Consider the following 17,188-nt stretch of genomic DNA (forward strand, 5'->3'; position numbering starts at 1 on the left):
TGTTCTGCGCCCGAAATCTCAGGGCTAAGTCTGCGCCTGGTTGCTCGGGTCGGATGGGGTGATCTTGGTGAGGTAGTCGGCGAGGGACTTGAGAATCTCGTCGGCGGTCTTCGTCCAGGTAAAGGGTTTCGGGTCCTCGTTCCAGGTCTCGATCCAGGCCCGGATGTCGTCTTCCAGTGCTTTCACCGAGGTGTGGACGCCGCGGCGGATGAGCTTGTCGGTCAGCAGACCGAACCACCGCTCGACCTGGTTGATCCAGGAGGAGCCTGTGGGCGTGAAGTGGACATGGAAGCGGGGGTGCCTGGCCAGCCACGTCTTGATCTCAGAAGTGTTGTGGGTGGCGTAGTTGTCGCAGACCAGGTGCACGTCGAGCTCGTGGGGCACGGCTTTGTCTATGGTGACCAGGAACTTCTTGAACTCGATCGCGCGATGGCGGCGGTGGAGTTCGCTGATGACGGTGCCGTCGGCGATGTTGAAGGCGGCGAAGAGGCTGGTGATGCCGTGCCGCAGGTAGTCGTGGGTGCGTCGTTCGGGCATGCCCGGCATCATCGGCAGCACCGGCTGTGAACGGTCCAGAGCCTGGATCTGGCTCTTCTCATCCACGCATAACACCACTGCCCGTTCCGGCGGGTTGTGATACAAGCCGACGACGTCGACGACCTTGTCGACGAACTGCGGGTCGGTGGACAGCTTGAAGGAATCCTGCAGATGCGGCTTGAGATCGAACCGCTTCCAGATCCGGCCGACCGTCGACTTCGACAGCCCCGTCCGAGCTGCCATCGAGGCCCGCGACCAGTGAGTATCCTTCCCCGGCGTGGACTCCAGCGTCGCCACGATCACGTCTTCGACCTGGTCAAGGAGAATCGAGGGCGGCCGGCCCGGACGGGGCTCATCGACCAGGCCTTCAAGGCGATGGGCGATGAAACGACTGCGCCAGCGGTCGACGGTCGAGGCATCGACACAGAGCTCGACCGCGGCCTGCCTGTTCGTCCCGCCCTCCGCACAACGCAGGACGATCCTCGCCCGCAGAGCCAGAAACTGGGCGGTCTTCGCACGCCGGGCCCACCGGACCAACTGGTTCCGTTCAGCCTCACTCAGAACCAGATCGGCCTTCGGCCTGCCGATTCGGGCGGCATCCTCGAGTCCGGCCATCCCCTCGGCGGCGAACTTCCCGCGCCACTTCCTCACCGTCGCTGCGGTCACACCGACCTTGACCGCCACCTGCGCGTTCGGCACCCCGCCTGCGCACGCCAGCACAATGCGCGCCCGCTCTGCGAACCGCGGCGCCACCGCCCCACTCGCCCAGCGGGACAACTCGGCGTGCTCCTCATTGGACAGGCGGACTTCGACGGCACGAGGACCTGGCGACATGACAACAGGCTACAGACTTAGCCCTGAGATTTCAGGCGCAGAACACTAGTTCGGCAGAGCGGGATGGCCCGACCAGATCAGCCGTTCGCGGCCTCGGTCCAGAAGGTGGTGGGGCGGCCCGGTGTTACTGCCGCCAGAGCGCTCTGGTCACCGGGCCTCGCCCGCGTACGCCCTATCGACGCGGACTGAGCCGACCCTAGCCACGGCCGGCTACCACCCGGCATCACAAGCACAGCGTTCGGCACCCCGTGTGACAGGCGGCGGCGAGGGTTGACGCCCGACGCTGACACCGCCCACTCCCCCGCCGCCCCCAGACACTGCGGTAGCCGACTCCAGCCCTGGCTGCTGCGGACTCGATGAGGCGTGCGGGGATTCCGTCGGCCTACGGATATGCCGTCGAGCCGATTAGTGCCCGAACCTCGCTGCTGTGCCGGGGCAGGTCAGTAGCGCTTGACCAGAACCGAGTTGGAGACCTTGCGTGCACCGTTCGGGAGTTTCAGGAGCGATCCGTCGGGGTTCCGGTTTTCGCTCAGTTGACGGTAGGAGAAGTCGTCCGTGAGAACGACGTAGATCGTGCGGGCAGAACCGGGCTCGGCCTGGGACAGGTGGACGTCGAAGTTGTACGGGCCGGGCCGCCCCAGATCATCCTTGGGGTAGTAGTTCGTATGCGGCACGGGCTTGCCGACGCCGTCGATCTGCACCATCCAGGTCAGGTGCCATCCGTCCCCGAGGGTGCAGTTGACCTCAGCGGTAAGGGACCCGTCCGATGCGACCGTCAGCTGCTTGGGCTCGACGGTCACGTCCAGTCCCGGCTTGTCGCCGCAGCCGGGCAGGGCCTGTCCCGGGCCGGCAGTGGGCGCGCCGCCGGAGGAGGGACCTGACCGTGATGCCGAAGGGGCGGGTTTCGGATCGTGGCGGTCGTCCTTGCCGCTGAACACGCCGGACCACAACCCAAGGCACCCCACGATGATCGAGCCCGCCACGGTGACGATCGCGGCCTTCATGGTCGCAGGCTGACTGCTCCACCAACTGCCGATCCAGCTCATACAGCCCCCTCGATCCCCCGGCACCGAAGCCCTCGCCTACAGCAGCGACTTCGACGCGCCAACGCCACAAGCGGAACAATTCCCCCCTAAGGAGATAACAACCTTATGTAATCGCATAGACACAGGAACGTACCGGTCTGGTGGGGGGCCGGCTCCTTCAGCCAGGAACGGGGCATCGTGACCCGTCACACCGTGCCTCGGCCGAGCCCCTCGACGTCCCCACCGCGCTCGCACCCCCTCTTCCCGCGCATTGCGATGGTGGATATGCGATCCGTCCATGCCCCCGGACGCTCCCAGTCGCCCTGGCCGAGGCGATCAAGGGGTGTGCGACAGTGCTGCCATGCTGATTGCCATGGCCGGTCTTCCCGCGGTGGGAAAGAGCTCCGTCGCCCAGGAACTGGGGCGGGCGCTGCCCGCCGCGGTGGTGTCGGTCGATCCGATCGAGGCGGCGATGTGGCGCGCCGGTGTGGAGCGCACTCAGCCCACGGGGCTCGCGGCCTACCTGGTGGCCGACGCCGTCGCCGACAATGTGCTGGGGCTGGGCCAGAGCGTGATCATCGACGCGGTCAACGCAGTGCAGGGGGCACGCCGGCAGTGGCGAGCGCTGGCCGGCCGACACCGAGTGCCCATCGCCTTTATTGAAGTGGTCTGCTCCAACTCGCGGCTGCACCGCCAACGGCTGGAATGCCGCTCCCGGGACATCGAAGGCTTCGAGGAGCCGACCTGGGAAGCAGTCCAGCAGCGGCAGGCCGCATACGAGCCCTGGACAGACCACCGACTGGTACTCGATTCGGCCGCCGACCTGGCCTCGAACGTGGCCCATGCCCAGCACTACCTGACCCAGGCAGCTCACTCACGGCCACCGCGCTGAACGGGCCCCGTGTGGGGCAACTCCGGCTTCCGTTGGTGACCGCTATGCCTTGCTACAGGCTCAGCGGACGGGTTTCCACGAGAGGTTTCGAGAAGCTGCGCATCGCCATGCCATGCTGGAAGGCCGACACCACTACGGCGCACGCCTTCCAACCCTGGGGTGCGGTGGCGGTGGCCGCCCGCCGTCCAAGCGGCCACCGCCACCCCGACACTGGTCAGTGGTGGCGCCGGCCCCAGGACTCGGTGTCGACCGTGCGACCACGGTCATCGCGCAGCGTGGCGGTGTCGGCCTGGTTGTCCCAGATGTAGTCGCGGCGGTTCTGGAACAGGTCGGTACGGGTGTTGTGGCCGGTTCCGGTGTGGATGCGGATCGTTGTGCGGCCGGCGATGCGGACGTTGTCGAAGCGGTAGCGGTTGCCGTCAGCGTCGCGCAGGGTCCAGCCGCGCAGGTTGATGGCGTCGCGGGTGGTGTTGGTGATCTCGACCCACTCATTGTTCAGGGAGCGGTTCGAGCGGTCGTCGCGTCCGGGGCTGTCGGCCTGGACCCGGCTGATCTCCACCCGCGGGTGCTGGCGCTGGCCGTGGTCCTGCGCGGCAGCCGGCAGCGCGGCTGCACCGACGACTGCTCCGGCAGCCAGGACGGTGGCGGCGATACGACGGACCGAGGAAGAAGCAGAGGACATGGGTGACGCTCCCTCAAGAACAGCGCTCCACCAGCCGAAACAGGCTGGTATGGGCGGTGCGGGTTCCCGGCCCGGATGAGCCGAGAGCCCCACTCTCGACCCGCCACACGACCGGCTGCAGCCCCCGCTGGTCCCGGTTACCGAACCCGGAAATTCTCGTCACACTCACCTGCACACCACACGCATACCGGTCAGGCGTGGCCCTGACATTCGCTGACCGTTACACCCACCCGCACCACCAACCGCGATCCGGAACGATGCGCTCCGGCGCACCACCCGGCGCACTTCTAGCCCCCTTCACCCAACCGGACTAGTTGATCAAGTAACAACTGTTTTGCGGAATTCTTCGCACCTACACCCAAATGCGCACAAACATTCGCGCCTTGTGGCCGGTCAGGACGCCGGTCCGGCCCCAGCGTCCCAGTGCACGGCACGGCCAGCTCATTGGTAACGGCACGGCCAGCCCGGCCTCGAAACAGCAGAAGCAGTCGAGCGAGCAGGATGCGGCCCGGAAATGCCGGACATTCGCCGACACCCGCGGATCCCAAGTCGAAATCGTCCAGAACATCGGCCGCGCACTGCGCCCCAACCTCGACGGGACCCAGAAGACCCCGCGCATCATCGTGCCCGTCTTCCTCCAGCCCGGCGAGAACCCCGACGACATGATCGCCAGCGCCTCCTACGCACCCCTCGTCGCCGTACTCCAAGGCCTCCGCGCACACTCCGAACACCTCGTCGAAAAACTCGCCTCCCGCGCGCTCTCCCGCCAGCCACGGGCCAAGCCGCACCACCTCGTGCGCGACGAGGAGGGCCGGATCGTCGGGGGCAGCGGCGAAGGCGACGAGGACCAGGAGGAGGGGACCGAGGCCGCGGCGGAGTCGGCGCTGCTGCGCTTCTCCTCCCCCAGGACGCGGCGACGATCGCGGCGTTCCTGCGGACGCGGGTGTACCGGCCGGAGTCACTGGTGCGGCTGGAGGGCTTCCAGGCCCTGCGACGCTGGCGCGCCGAGAACGGCATCACCGGCCTGCACGCCGTCCCCTACGACACCGAGACCGAAGTCGGCGTGACGAAGGACTTTCCGCTCGGCCGGTGGGTCCACCAGCAGCGCAAAGCCCTGCGGGCGGGCGAGCTGGAGGACCACCGCAAACAGCAGCTCGACGAGCAGGGCATGGTGTGGGAGCCAGGCGAGGAAGCATGGGAGACGAAGCTCGCGCTGCTGCGCTCCTATCGGCGCGCACACGGGCACCTCGCACCCCGACAAGACGCCGTCTGAGGCGAGGACGGCGAACAGATCGCGATCGGGCAGCTGATGGCGAACCTGCGCCGCACCGGCGGCCTCGGCAAGACCGAGGAAACCGCCGAGACCCGGGCCGCACAGCTCGCCGCAATCGACACCGGCTGGAAATGCCCCTGGCCCCTGGACTGGCAACGGCACTACCGGGTCCTCGCCGACCTCGCCGACACCGAGGCCGGCGGCGTCCTGCCCGAGATCCAGCCCGGCGTGCTCTTCGAAGGCGACGACCTCGGACGCTGGATCCAACGACAGGCCAGCTCCTGGACGGAGCTGTCTGAAGCGCAGCAGAACAGGCTGTCGAAGCTGGGGGTGAAACCCGCTGAACGAGCCGCCCCGGCCCCGGTAGCCAAGGGCGCCGGGAAGGCGTCAGCGGCCTTCCAAAGGGGCGTGCGGGCACTCGCGCAGTACATCGCGCGCGAGGGGCACCATCGCGTACCCCGCGGCCACGCAGAACAGATCATGGTAGGCGGCGAGAGTACGCCGGTGTCGGTGAAGCTCGGCGTATGGATCTCCAACAGCAAGAGCCGGCGGGACAGTTTCACCCCCGAGCAGCGTGCCAGGCTCGCGGAGCTGGGGGTGGAGTGGGCGTAGGCACCCACTCGGGTGGGGAAGGAGCGGTCAGTGCGTCGGGTTCCCGAGACGATCATCTCGGGAACCCGACGCACAATCGGCCTGCTGCCCAAGCATTCAGGGTCAGCGGGCAACTGCCGCGAGCGCTGCAACCACTGCGGTGGCGGTGGTCAGCGTCGCCGCGAAGCCGACCGCGCCGGACTTGATAGCGGCCCGGTAGCCGGATCCGTCTCGGCGGGTGAGGTAGGCGGCCCCGATGGCCACCGTCATCGCGAACATCAGCATCATCGTGGCCGCCAGCAGAATCATCGTCAGACGAACAGGCATCACAAGCTCCTCGGTGAGCGGATCCGCGCCGGGTGGTGCGGTTCCCTGAATGTCGCGGTCCAGCCGTTCAACCGGGTTCATGTGATGGATGATGAACAAGGTTGAACAGGATGTCGGTCGGGCAGGTGGATCTTGGAGCGTGTGGACGGTCAGGCCGGGCAGGGACCCCTGGCCGAGCTGAAGAGAAGGCTGAGACGCGGTCAGGAGACCGCGGGCCTGAGCAGGGGCCAGCTTCAAGCTCGGACAAACCTCAGTACGACGACGCTCCACAACGCGATCAATGGCCCGGGCGAAATGCCGTCGGCAGAGACCCTGCGCCTGCTGGCGCCGCAGCTGAATCTTGACCTGGACGATCTGCTGGACCTCAGGAACCGGGCCTTCGAACAGCAGGACAGCAGGACGGTCGAGCAGGCAGAGGTGACGGACGATCACAGGCGTGCCCGGGAAGATGCCACTAGTGACAGGCGCCAGTCCGTGCCGTTCGTGGGTCGGGTTCCCGACGAGGTGGACGGCTTTCAGGAACGTGCGGTCATCGAGGAGCTGGCCGCGGCGCTGGCTGCCGAGCGGCTCGTCGTGATCGTCGGGCTGGGTGGGGTGGGCAAGACCCAGCTGGCGGCGGCCTGGGCACAGCGCCGGGTCGGCGCCCGTGACGTCGACTTGGTGGTGTGGGTTGACGCCTCCTCGCGAGACGCGATCGTCTCGCGCTACGCCGAAGCCGGTGCGAGGTTCGCCGAGGCCGACCCGGGCGACCCCGGAAAGGCCGCGGAACGATTCCTCGCCTGGCTGGAGAGCACGCCGCGGCGGTGGCTGGTCGTCTTGGACAACGTGGAGCGGTCCAACGACCTCGGCGAGCTGTGGCCGTCCAGGCAGAACCCCGCTGGACGCACCATCGTCACGGCGCGTCCACGGCATTCAGGGATCGTCGGGCGAGGCCACCGGGTGGTCGAGGTCGACGTGTTCACCGAGGCCGAGGCGGAGGCATATCTGCGCCACGGTCTGCGCGAGGATTTGGTTGACGATGTCGCCGGGGTTGTCTCCGACCTGGGGCGGCTGCCGCTGGCCCTCGGGCAGGCCGCCGCGTACCTGTTCAACGAGGATGTGGCGTGCAGCGAGTATCGGCGCCGTTTCGCCGACTACCGCGGGCAACGCCTCGCCGACCTGGTGCCGGAGCGGGACGAGCTGCCCAACGGGTATCCCAGTTCCGTTGCGGTCACCTGGCTGCTGTCGATCGAGGCCGCGGACGCCGGCCGCTGCGCCGGTCTGGTCCGGCCCGTCCTGGAGCTGGCGAGCGTGCTCGACTCCGAGGGAATCCCGACCTCGGTGTTGACTACCAGCGTCGCCCGCGCCTGGCTGAGCCACGCCCGCAGCGTCGACACCGGCGCCCCGCCTCAGGAACTCGACGCCAGCACAGTCTACGCCGCCCTGCGCCGCTTGTACCTGTACAGCCTGGCCAGCGTCGGCCACCACGAGGTACGGGTGCACACGCTCGTCCAGCGTGCGGTCCGCGACGAGTTACCGCCCGGGCGGCTGCGCCACCTGACCTGGACCGCCGCGAACGCTCTCGTCACGGCCTGGCCCGAGCACGGCCGCGACCCGGACCTGAACCAGCGATTGCGAGCCAACACCGAGGCGCTCGAACGGTACGCCGACGAGCATCTGTGGAGCACTGACGCTTACCACCCCGTCCTGACCGAGGCCGGCCGCAGCCTCGGCCAGGTCGGCCAGGCCACCCCCGCAGCCGCATACTTCAACAAGCTGCACGCCACCGCTGCGAAACGGCTGGGCCCCGACCACCCCGCCACCCTGGCAGCCCGCGGCGACCAGGTCATCTGGCAGCTCGAGGCACACGATAGGACGGGCCTCGACAACGCCAGGCAGCTAGTGATCGATCGCAGTCGGGTGCTCGGACCAGCCCATCCCGAAACCCACAACGCGCGGCACACCCTGGGCCTCGCACTGGGTCATTTCGGCGATCCGCAAGCAGCCGTGGCCGAACTCGAATCGCTGCTCGCCGACCGGACGGCGATCCTGGGCCCCAAGCACCCCGTCACACTCAAACTGCGACACAACCTCGCCATGAACCGGGGCGAGGCCGGCGACGCTGCGGGCGCGGTCTCCGAGTTCAAGGCGATCCTCGCCGACACCGAACGGGTGCTGGGCACCAATCATCCCGAGACCCTGGCCACCCGCCATGAGCTTGCCCGCTGGCAGCTCCCGGCCGGCGACCCCGCCCGCACTGCCACCGAGTTCGCGCAGCTCCTGGCAGACTGGGAACGCGAGCTGGGCCCCAACCACCATCGCACGCTACGCACGCGAAGCGAACTGGCCATCACCACCAGCCTCTCCGACGGCGATCCAGCCGCCGCGGTCACCGCGTTCGAGTTGCTTTTGGACATCCGGCTGCACGCACTCGGCCCCGACCACCCCGACACACTGGAAACCCGCCTCTTCCTCATCATCTGTCGTCTACGGGCCGGATCGGCAGCCAACGTGGTCACCGACCTGGAGGCGGTTCTCGACGACATCCTGCAGGCCTTCGGCCCACACCACCCCCACGCGCATCAGGCATGCAGTCTGCTCGCCCACCTGCGCAACGACTCGGCATCGACCAGCCCGGACGAGCTGCTCACCGCCAGCCTGCGCGTCCTTGGCCCGGACCACCCCGAGATCTGGCAGGTCCGCGCGGAATCCGTCCTAGCCCGCATCGAGGCCGGCGACGCGGCCGGTGTCGTCACTGCGCTGGAGGGACTGGTGAACGACCTCACCCGTCTCCACGGACCGGACCACCCCAACTCCCTCAGGACCCGAGCCAAGCTGGCCCAGTCACGCGTGAACGCCGACGATCCCGTCGGCGCCCTCACCGACTACGAGGCACTGCTGGCCGACTACCTTCGCCTGCACGGCCGCGACCACGCAGACGTCCTCGCCACACTCGCTAACATCGCCGCGATCCGTGACGCGGCCGGCGACCACATCAACGCCGCCGCGGCGTACGAGGAACTGCTCGCCGCCTGTCTAAGGATCCTCAGCCCCGACCATCCCGACACGCTGGGCACCCGCAACAACATCGCCCGGATGCGGGGTGATGCCGGCGACGCCGCAGGCGCCGCCACCGCATTCGAGGAGCTACACGCCGACAGCGTGCGCATTCTCGACCCCGACCATCCGCTCCTGGCCGTGATTCGGGAAAATCTCGCGTACTTCCGCAGCCTGGCCGACGATCCGGCCGACGAACCCAGCCGGTCTACACCTCGCGGCGAAGTCCCCGACTGATAGACGGTTGGCGCCGGAGGTTCTGGACGACCAGTTGATCAGTCAGCTGGTGGACCGGGCCAAGGCTGACGGGATCAAGCTGACGGGCCAGGGTGGTCTGCTGCAGCAGTTGACGAAGCGGATCCTCGAGTCGGCCCTGGAAGGCGAGATCACCGACCACCTCGGGCGCGAGAAGCATGAGAAGGCCGGCTCGGGCAACACCCGCAACGGGACCCGCTCGAAGACGGTGGTGACCGAGGTCGGCCCGGTCGTTCTCGAGGTCCCACGGGATCGCGAGGGCTCGTTCGAGCCGCATATCGTCAAGAAGCGGCAGCGCCGGCTGACCGGCGTCGACGAGATGGTGCTCTCGCCGTCGGCCCGCGGCCTGACCCACGGGGAGATCTCCGCCCACCTCGCGGAGGTCTACGGCGCAGAGGTCTCCAAGACGACCATCTCCACGATCACGGACAAGGTGGTCGACGGCATGAACGAATGGCAGAACCGGCCCCTGGACTCGGTCTATCCGCTTTTGTTCATTGACTGTGTCCACGTGAAACTGCGGGACGGGAAGGTCGCGAACAGGCCGGTCTACGTGGTCCTGGCGGTCACCGTCGAGGGCACTCGCGAGATCTTGGGCTTGTGGGCCGGCGACGGGGGCGAGGGTGCCAAGTACTGGCTCCAGGTCTTCACCGAGATCAAGAACCGCGGCACGGAAGACGTCTGCATGGTCGTCTGCGACGGCTTGAAGGGGCTGCCCGACGCGATCGGGGCGGTCTGGCCACAGGCGATCACGCAGACGTGTGTCGTTCACCTGCTGAGGGCGTCGTTCCGTTATGCGGCCCGGCAGGACTGGGACAAGATCGCGAAGGCGCTCAAACCCGTCTACACCGCCCCGGCCGAGGATGCCGCCATGGAACGGTTCCTGGAATTTCAGGAGGAATGGGGCCAGAAATATCCCGCGATCGTAAGGTTGTGGGAGAACGCGTGGGCCGAGTTCGTGCCGTTCCTGCAGGTCGACACCGAGATACGGCGGATCGTCTGCACGACGAACGCCATTGAGTCTGTGAACGCACGGATCCGCAAGGCCGTCCGGGCCCGCGGGCACTTCCCGAACGAGCAGGCCGCCATCAAGTGCGTCTACATGGCCATCATGAGCCTCGACCCCACCGGCCAGGGACGCAAACGCTGGACCCAGCGCTGGAAGGCCGCTCTGAACGCCTTCGACATCACCTTCGACGGTCGGCTCTCAGCCGCCCGCCGCTGAACCCCCAACAACCCCAAAACCACCATTAACTTGGCTCTGTCTCAGATTCGGTGGTAACGGGTGGTGTTATCCGAGGAGGATGCGGTGCCGGAGCAGGGTGAAGCCTGCTCGTCCGTGCATCTGGCGGGCCATCCGCTTGGTCTTGGTGTTGATCCCCTCGGTCGGGCCGTTGCTGTACGGAAGTGTGACCGCGGCGATCACAGCGTTGCGGTCTCGCTCGAGGCCGCGGGTGAAGGCGTGCAGATGCGGCAGGTCGGCAGTAAGGACCTGGGTGATCCAGAGATCGAGCGCGTCGGCGTTCTCTGGCTGAGGCTTCAGGAGCGGGGCGAAGGTCCGGACGGCGGTGGCCAGGTGGGTCATCTCGGGGCAGGCAGCGGTGAGGCGGGCCAGGAGATCGCGATGTCCGGCCTTGAGGTTCTCGGGCCTGGTCAGGAGCATCCGGGCCAGCCTGCGTGGGGAGATGTGGCTGCGGTCGGCGTCCGCGCGGCCTTGGTTGATGTACTTGTGCAGGAGGTTGAGGCAGCCTGTGAAGCCGAGGGCCTTGATCTCTTCGAAGAGGTGCTGGACGGGGACGGCGGGGTCTTCAGCCCGGCGTTTGCGCAGGTGCTCGCGGTGGGGATCGACGAGGCTGGACCGGTATTTTGGGACGCGGAGCATCCGCTCGGGCCGGTCGGCTCGGGCATAGCGTTTGACGGTATTCAGGGCCAGTTGCAGGCGGCGGCCGCATTCGAGGAGGCCCACGCCCTGGTTGAGCAGGTCGTGGACCTGATGCCAGCGTTCCAGTGTGGTCTGTGCGCGCGGCCCGTCATACAAAGGTGCGTCGAGCACGGTGGCCCAGCAGTTGCTGTGTGCCTTCACCTCGTCCAGGGCGGCTGCGCACAGGTTGTGCCACACATGCCAGCGGTCACCGACATGCACGGCGCCCGGCAGGGCCCGGCGGATGGCTTCCGCGTAAGTCGTCGATCCACCACGACACACGACCTCGACCCCCGGATGGGCACGCAGCCACGCTTCCAGAGTGCCGGCCGAGCGGTCGGGCAGGACATCGATCCGTTCATGGGTCTCCGCGTCGATCACCACGGTGGCATAGCGGTGCCGTCGGCGCAGAGCGAAATCGTCCACCCCGATCACTCGCGGCACCCGCCCGGCCTGCAGAGGGATGCCCAACAGGACACGAAGGGCCGTGTGACGGGACAGACCCATGGCGAGTACCGCCAGCAAACGGACTCCCGCCCGGCCCGCTAACTCCTTCACCACCGCCTTGACCTGCCTGGTCAGACGTGCAGTGCGCCGCTGATAGCGCTCCAACACCCCTGGCACCTGCTCACGGAAGGTCTGGAGGCACCCACGCGTGGGACACACCAGGCGTCGCACTCGTACTTGGAGCACCACCCGCCGGCCATCGACCGGTACGTCGGCCACCTTCCGCCAGTGATAACCGTGCACCTGTCCCGACGGCACCCCGCACACCAGGCAGGGCGCGGGGTCCTTCGGAGCCCGCGCCCTCACCACGACCCGCCCGCCCTCATCGACCACATCCTCAATGACCAGCGGGGATATCCCCGAAAACACCATCTGCACAAGCTCGTTGACATCCATCACACCGACAACAACGACCTCCGCCACCCAGCGTCACCACCGAATGTGAGACAGAGCCGTTAACTTTACGGACCCGATGAGGCTGCAGGCGAGGGAGATAGACGCGTCGTGGAGATCGGTGCGGCGTTCCCATCGGTCGTCGAGTCGTTTGAACTGGTGGAGCAGGGCGAAGGTCTGCTCCACCACGTAGCGGAGCTTGCCCATGCCCTTGATGTTCGGGGCACCCCTGCGGGAGATGACGGGTAGAATCCGGCGTTTACGCAGCTCATCGAGGTTGGGGTTGGAGTCGTAGCCCTTGTCCCCGAGCAAAGCCTCGGGACGTCGGCGGGGCCGGCCGGGACGACCTGCCACCGGTGGGATGCCGTCGACCAGGGCGAGGGTCTGGGTGACGTCGTTGACGTTCGCCGCAGTCGTGATGACTTTGAGCGGGGTGCCGCGTCCGTCGCAGATCAGGTGATGTTTGCTACCCGTCTTCCGCCGGTCGACCGGCGACGGACCGGTGTCGGCACCCCCCTTTTTTCGCCCGGATGTGGGAGCCGTCCATACAGGCCCGAGACCAGTCGAGGCGGCCGGCCGCGTTCAGCTCGGCCAGCAGGATCCGGTGTAACTGGTCGAAGACCCCGGCCTGCTGCCACCGCTCCAGGCGCCGCCAGCAGGTCTGCCCTGATCCGAACCCCAGCTCAGGCGGCAGAAGTTGCCACGCGATGTCGCGCCTTGACCCAAGGCCGGGTAGTTAACGTTTTCGCAGGTCACGCAAGGGGTGTTGGGGTCCATACTGTGGCGGCGTAGAGGCCGGGGCCGAGTTTGTGGATGAGGCCGGTCTCGGCCCATCTGGAGAGCTGTCGATACATCGTTTCCATGGTGATGTCGCCGAAGTGGGAGGCGATGTCGCGGGGGCGCCAGAGGCGGGTGGGTTCCTTTTCAAGCAGGGTCAGGATTCGGTGCCGGCGGCGGTCGGTGGGGGTGGTTTGCCGGTCGTCGCGGGAGGCGGTGGGGAGCTGAGGGCGGGATTCCGGAGGCTCGAGGATGTTGATGTCGAGACCGGTGATGGTGCGGCTGGTGTCGGGCCTGCCGTCGTCGTGGCGGGTGCTGTAGCGGGACATCGGTGACTTGACCTTGCGGGTACTGACCCGCTGGCGTCGGGGCGGGAAGAGACGGGCCAGGATCCGGTGCCCGATCAGTCCGGGGCGATTGGCGTCGGCGGAGTCGGTGATGACAGCGGCGGCCTGGATGACCTGGTCACGGGCGGTCTGGAGGGCGACGGTGAAGCAGCAGCGGTCCGGATCGGTGCCCGGCAGTGACTCCGCGGCCTCGACCATCACGGCCCGCAGGGCCTGGTAGAGGGCGAGAAGGGCCCACATCTCCTGCCCGACCCCGGCCGGGTCTTCCGAGCGCAGGACACGCCCGTTCATGATCGTGTGGCGGAGCGCGTAATACGCCGATTCGTGTTCCCATCGCTGGTGATAGAGGTCCGTGAGCGCGGCCGCCGGGTAGCGGCGGGCATCGGTCAGGGTGGTGACCAGCCGATAGGAGCCAGCGAAGACGGTGCCGTCCGCGCAGGTCACCGTGATGGTCGCGTCGATGACACGGACTTTCTCGGTGCCGATCACCGACAGGTAGGAGCCGTCGCCAAGACGCGTCAGGACCGGGGTGCGGCGGTTGGCGCGGAGCCGTCCCAGCACCTGGGCGCCGGTCGCGTTCACGGCGGCGAGGAAGCTGTTGCCGTCGAAGCCCGTGTCCCACAGGACCAGCATGTCCGGCCGCAGCAGATGCAGCAGCCGGGAGGCGTAACCAGTCTCGCTGCCGGCCGGCGGCCCGAACACCGCACCGATCAGCGACCTGGTCCCGGTCTCGACCAGCGTCATCAACTCCAGTGTCGGATAGCCGTGGTGAGACGTCCGCCGCAGCCAGAGGCGGTTCCGCTCGGAGTCGGAGACCTTCTGCGAACTGCACCCGTCGAACGACACCGTCCGGAACGGACCGAATCGCATCCCCGGTGTCGCCGGGCGGGCCAGCGGCCCGGCCAGCACCTCGAACAGCGCCTGCACCGGCGCGGAGCCCAGTCGACGCCGCAGATCACGCAGGGCCTTCGGTGTCGGACAGGCCACCTCAATCCCGTCCAGACCCGTCGTCAGCTTGTCCCAGACCAGCCGATAGCCGACCTCGGGGAACAGACACATCGCGAGCAGGAAGTACATCCCGACCCGCGACGGGAGATCACGCAGTCGCCGCTGCACCGACCGCGTCTCCTCCAGGACCTCGTCGACCAGCTCGAACGGCACGACGGCGGTCAGCTCGCCCAGATGCCCCGGTGCAAACCGGCCCGCCGCCACGGTGACCGTACGGGTGATGGTCACCACCGGGGCCGACAGGACATGATGAAAAGGCAACGGAGCTCCTCTGGAACAAGCTGTCTTGGACGACTGCCTGTACCAACGAGCTCCGTTGCTCCACGTCGAGAATCCCTCAACGGGCTTGCGTGACCTGCGAAAACGCTAACTACCCGGCCTTGGGTCAAGGCCCGTCGTTGCAGAGCACGTACAAGATGCCCTGCAGGCACAGCCGGTCAGCTACCGGCCGCGGCCCTGGCGACCTCGTCGGCCAGGGCGGCAGCAGCGGCTCGATCAGCGCCCACAAGTCGTCATCCACGATCCACGGTCGAGTACTCACACCATCCCGAACGGCCGAATCGTCACACCGGTCACGCCCGACCAGGACATCTCACCAAGATCGTGTTACGGACTCTTAGGAGCGGGCATACTGAGGCCATGCGAATTCCGGGGGGAGCGCAGCAACGCCGCAGGATTCTCGGGCTTGTCCTGGTGATATCCGTGGCCGTGGCCGCAGTCACCAGGTTCGAGGCAACAGACTCCGTCAACGTCGTTCTGGCGCTGGTCAGTGCTGTGGCGGGATTGGCCGCGCTGGTACCGGGTCTCTTCGCGAACGCTGACGGGGGTGCCCTGAATGCGGCGACCGATCGGTTGGCAACAACTGTCGGCGACGGCTGGGCCAGGCGGCGGATTAGTCTCATCGGCGATGTGCATCCTGCGGAATTGCCCATTCGGCGTGCAACACATCTTGAGGTCGGCCATGTACGCGTCGAGGCCGGAGGGGATCCGGTCGGCACAACTTCTTCCGGTATCGCAAGGCTCTTTCTGAACACGGTGCCGCGGCGCATGCTGATCGTCGGGGAGCCGGGTTCCGGCAAGACGCTGATAGCTCTTGAGCTGGCCCTGTCGTTGTTGCAGCTGCGGCAGACGCGCTCGGACACCCGGGTGGCAGTACCGTTCCACCTTGCCGGATGGGACGGGGAAGGGTCCCTCGGTGAGTGGCTCGCCGGTCGGCTTTCCAGTGACTATCGGGTACCGGCCGCTCAGGCTCGGGCGATGGTCGGGGAGCGACGCATCGTGCCTGTCCTCGACGGTCTGGACGAGGTGGACGGATCGCATGCGGATCGCATGGCTCCGGGTAGTCGCACGGTGAAGATCGTTCAGCAGCTCAACGGAACGGGTCTGATCGAGTGGGCCGACCTTCCATCCGTCGTCGTGACGTGCCGGGAGTCGGATTACCGGAGAATGCACGAAGCTGGCCTGCGTCTTCGCGACACCCTGGTGATCCGCGTCCATCCGCTGCCGGAAAGCCAGGTCGAGAACTACATCACGCAGCGCTTCGAGTCCGCGGCCCGGCCCAGTCCACTGGTGTCGTCCGCGGAATTCGCCCAGAGCCTGCGAAACCCGCAGTCCCCGTTGGCCGAGGCCCTTCGGAAGCCCTGGTTGCTCGGTCTTGCAATCGCAGGACTGCAGGCGGGAGTCCTGGATGCACGGCGACTGGCGGGCAGCAGTTCCTACGACGTGTTGTCGGGCGAACTCCTCTCGGCGTTTGTCGAGGCGAGTACTCTCCTGCACCCGCGCGGACTTCGGCCGTCGACGCACGTGGCGCGAGCTGCGGGCAACAGCCTCGGCGGAGATGACGAGCAGCAGCGCTTCTACGACCCCGCAGACGTCCTTCGCTGGCTGGGCACATTGGCCGCCCATCTAGAGAGCAACAGCACCGGGGGAAGTGCTCAGCGGGACATTTCGCCTCTTCAGCTCTGGCGTCTGGCACCTGTACGGCGTGTCAAGGCCCTGCACACGGGCGTGAGTGTCGTGGCCGCCGCCGTCGCAACAGCGTTTGCCGCGGAATGGGCGGACGGGTCACTGGGTCTCGCCCTGACTGCCGGAGCGGGGGCCGTCGCGCTCGGATTCGCCGCCTGGGCCGGTTTGCACCCCTCCCCTCGTCCATCGCGTCCGGAGCTCCGGCAACTCGCGCGTCCGCAGGTCGCGGGCCCTCGGGTTTCCGTCGTCCTCGCCACCGCCGGTGGGACCGCTGCGGGCGCGCTCGCCGGCGGCACCGGCCCCGCCATCACTTCGGGGACCGGCGCAGCACTCGCCGCAGTGATCCTGGTCGGTCTCGGACAGGGCGACATCCGCCCTGTCTGGCCGGTCGACGTTCTGCGGAACGACCTCTTCTTCGGCACGCTCCTGGGAGCCAGCCTCGCCATCGCAGGCGGACTGCCTGGAGGGCTCACCGGAGGGCTCGCGGCGCACCTGCACCTGACCCAGCGCCTCACGCAGGCCGGCAGCATCGCGCTGGCCCTCGCGGTTGGCCTGCTCGCAGGAGTGGGACTCGGCTCCAGGGCCTGGAGTCGGTACGCCGCTGCGGTTCTGCTCGCCGCCCCCGGCGGACACGTTCCTTGGCGCCTGCGCCACTTCCTGGAATGGGCCTACCTGGCCGGGCTTCTGCGGGTGTCCGGCAGGTCCTACCAGTTCCGCCACGAGGAACTCCGAATCCAACTCACCCCGACAGTGGCGCCTCCGAGCGTGGCGCCCTGAATGGTCACCCGCGCAGTTCCATGCCTCCGGCCCGGACCCGA

11 protein-coding genes and 3 pseudogenes are annotated in these 17,188 nt (G+C 67.5%); 5 read left to right on the forward strand and 9 right to left on the reverse strand.

Features of this window, described 5'->3' with window-relative positions:
* Positions 1 to 24 precede the first annotated feature (24 nt).
* On the reverse strand, positions 25 to 1,371 hold the full coding sequence (locus OG299_RS00935; RefSeq protein ID WP_327360012.1) for an IS630 family transposase: 1,347 nt from the start codon (positions 1,369 to 1,371) through the stop codon (positions 25 to 27).
* A gap of 440 nt (positions 1,372 to 1,811) precedes the next feature.
* Positions 1,812 to 2,417 (reverse strand): hypothetical protein, encoded by a 606-nt coding sequence (locus tag OG299_RS00940; protein WP_327360040.1) that lies wholly within the window; start codon positions 2,415 to 2,417, stop codon positions 1,812 to 1,814.
* A gap of 340 nt (positions 2,418 to 2,757) precedes the next feature.
* On the opposite strand from OG299_RS00940, the gene OG299_RS00945 reads away from it, so the two are divergent.
* Entirely contained in the window at positions 2,758 to 3,288 is a 531-nt protein-coding gene (locus tag OG299_RS00945; RefSeq protein ID WP_327360041.1) for a P-loop nucleotide/nucleoside kinase family protein, read from the forward strand.
* A gap of 214 nt (positions 3,289 to 3,502) precedes the next feature.
* On the opposite strand, the gene OG299_RS00950 is transcribed toward OG299_RS00945, so the two are convergent.
* Positions 3,503 to 3,970 (reverse strand): lamin tail domain-containing protein, encoded by a 468-nt coding sequence (locus tag OG299_RS00950; RefSeq protein WP_327360042.1) that lies wholly within the window; start codon positions 3,968 to 3,970, stop codon positions 3,503 to 3,505.
* A 524-nt stretch (positions 3,971 to 4,494) separates the two neighbouring features.
* On the opposite strand from OG299_RS00950, the pseudogene OG299_RS00955 reads away from it, so the two are divergent.
* Positions 4,495 to 5,855: pseudogene (locus tag OG299_RS00955) on the forward strand (Helicase associated domain protein); the annotation flags it as partial.
* Between the two features lie 102 nt (positions 5,856 to 5,957).
* On the opposite strand, the gene OG299_RS00960 reads toward OG299_RS00955, so the two are convergent.
* A complete protein-coding gene (locus OG299_RS00960) occupies positions 5,958 to 6,260 on the reverse strand; it encodes a hypothetical protein (protein WP_327360043.1) in 303 nt (100 codons plus the stop codon).
* A 42-nt stretch (positions 6,261 to 6,302) separates the two neighbouring features.
* Between OG299_RS00960 and OG299_RS00965 the strand changes: the two genes are divergently transcribed.
* Together OG299_RS00965 and OG299_RS00970 are read left to right on the forward strand one after the other, a co-directional pair.
* Positions 6,303 to 9,434, forward strand: a complete 3,132-nt coding sequence (locus OG299_RS00965) for a tetratricopeptide repeat protein (protein WP_327360044.1) — start codon at positions 6,303 to 6,305, stop codon at positions 9,432 to 9,434.
* Between the two features lie 7 nt (positions 9,435 to 9,441).
* Positions 9,442 to 10,677, forward strand: coding sequence for an IS256 family transposase (locus tag OG299_RS00970; protein ID WP_327360045.1), 1,236 nt, complete (start codon positions 9,442 to 9,444; stop codon positions 10,675 to 10,677).
* Positions 10,678 to 10,743: 66 nt separating this feature from the next.
* On the opposite strand, the gene OG299_RS00975 is transcribed toward OG299_RS00970, so the two are convergent.
* From OG299_RS00975 to OG299_RS00985, 5 genes and pseudogenes are all read right to left on the reverse strand, one after another.
* The gene (locus tag OG299_RS00975) at positions 10,744 to 12,276 is read right to left on the reverse strand and encodes an ISL3 family transposase (protein ID WP_327364422.1); all 1,533 of its coding nucleotides are present in this window, start codon (positions 12,274 to 12,276) and stop codon (positions 10,744 to 10,746) included.
* A gap of 33 nt (positions 12,277 to 12,309) precedes the next feature.
* A pseudogene (locus OG299_RS42570) lies at positions 12,310 to 12,783 on the reverse strand (transposase); the annotation flags it as partial.
* Positions 12,740 to 12,982 (reverse strand): transposase, encoded by a 243-nt coding sequence (locus OG299_RS42575; RefSeq protein WP_442817572.1) that lies wholly within the window; start codon positions 12,980 to 12,982, stop codon positions 12,740 to 12,742. The gene OG299_RS42575 and the pseudogene OG299_RS42570, both read right to left, overlap by 44 nt.
* A 43-nt stretch (positions 12,983 to 13,025) precedes the next feature.
* On the reverse strand, positions 13,026 to 14,666 hold the full coding sequence (locus OG299_RS00980) for an IS4 family transposase (protein ID WP_327360046.1): 1,641 nt from the start codon (positions 14,664 to 14,666) through the stop codon (positions 13,026 to 13,028).
* Positions 14,667 to 14,811: 145 nt separating this feature from the next.
* A pseudogene (locus tag OG299_RS00985) lies at positions 14,812 to 14,928 on the reverse strand (transposase); the annotation flags it as partial.
* A gap of 179 nt (positions 14,929 to 15,107) precedes the next feature.
* On the opposite strand from OG299_RS00985, the gene OG299_RS00990 reads away from it, so the two are divergent.
* Entirely contained in the window at positions 15,108 to 17,147 is a 2,040-nt protein-coding gene (locus OG299_RS00990) for an NACHT domain-containing protein (protein WP_327360047.1), read from the forward strand.
* The last annotated feature ends 41 nt before the right edge of the window (positions 17,148 to 17,188 follow it).

This window comes from Streptomyces sp. NBC_01296 (assembly GCF_035984415.1).
Taxonomy (GTDB): domain Bacteria; phylum Actinomycetota; class Actinomycetes; order Streptomycetales; family Streptomycetaceae; genus Streptomyces.

Coding starts and splice junctions, on each gene's coding strand:
- OG299_RS00935 (WP_327360012.1), bottom strand. CDS start 1,371: ATGTCGCCAGGTCCTCGTGCCGTCGAAGTCCGCCTGTCCAATGAGGAG.
- OG299_RS00940 (WP_327360040.1), bottom strand. CDS start 2,417: ATGAGCTGGATCGGCAGTTGGTGGAGCAGTCAGCCTGCGACCATGAAG.
- OG299_RS00945 (WP_327360041.1), top strand. CDS start 2,758: ATGCTGATTGCCATGGCCGGTCTTCCCGCGGTGGGAAAGAGCTCCGTC.
- OG299_RS00950 (WP_327360042.1), bottom strand. CDS start 3,970: ATGTCCTCTGCTTCTTCCTCGGTCCGTCGTATCGCCGCCACCGTCCTG.
- OG299_RS00975 (WP_327364422.1), bottom strand. CDS start 12,276: ATGGATGTCAACGAGCTTGTGCAGATGGTGTTTTCGGGGATATCCCCG.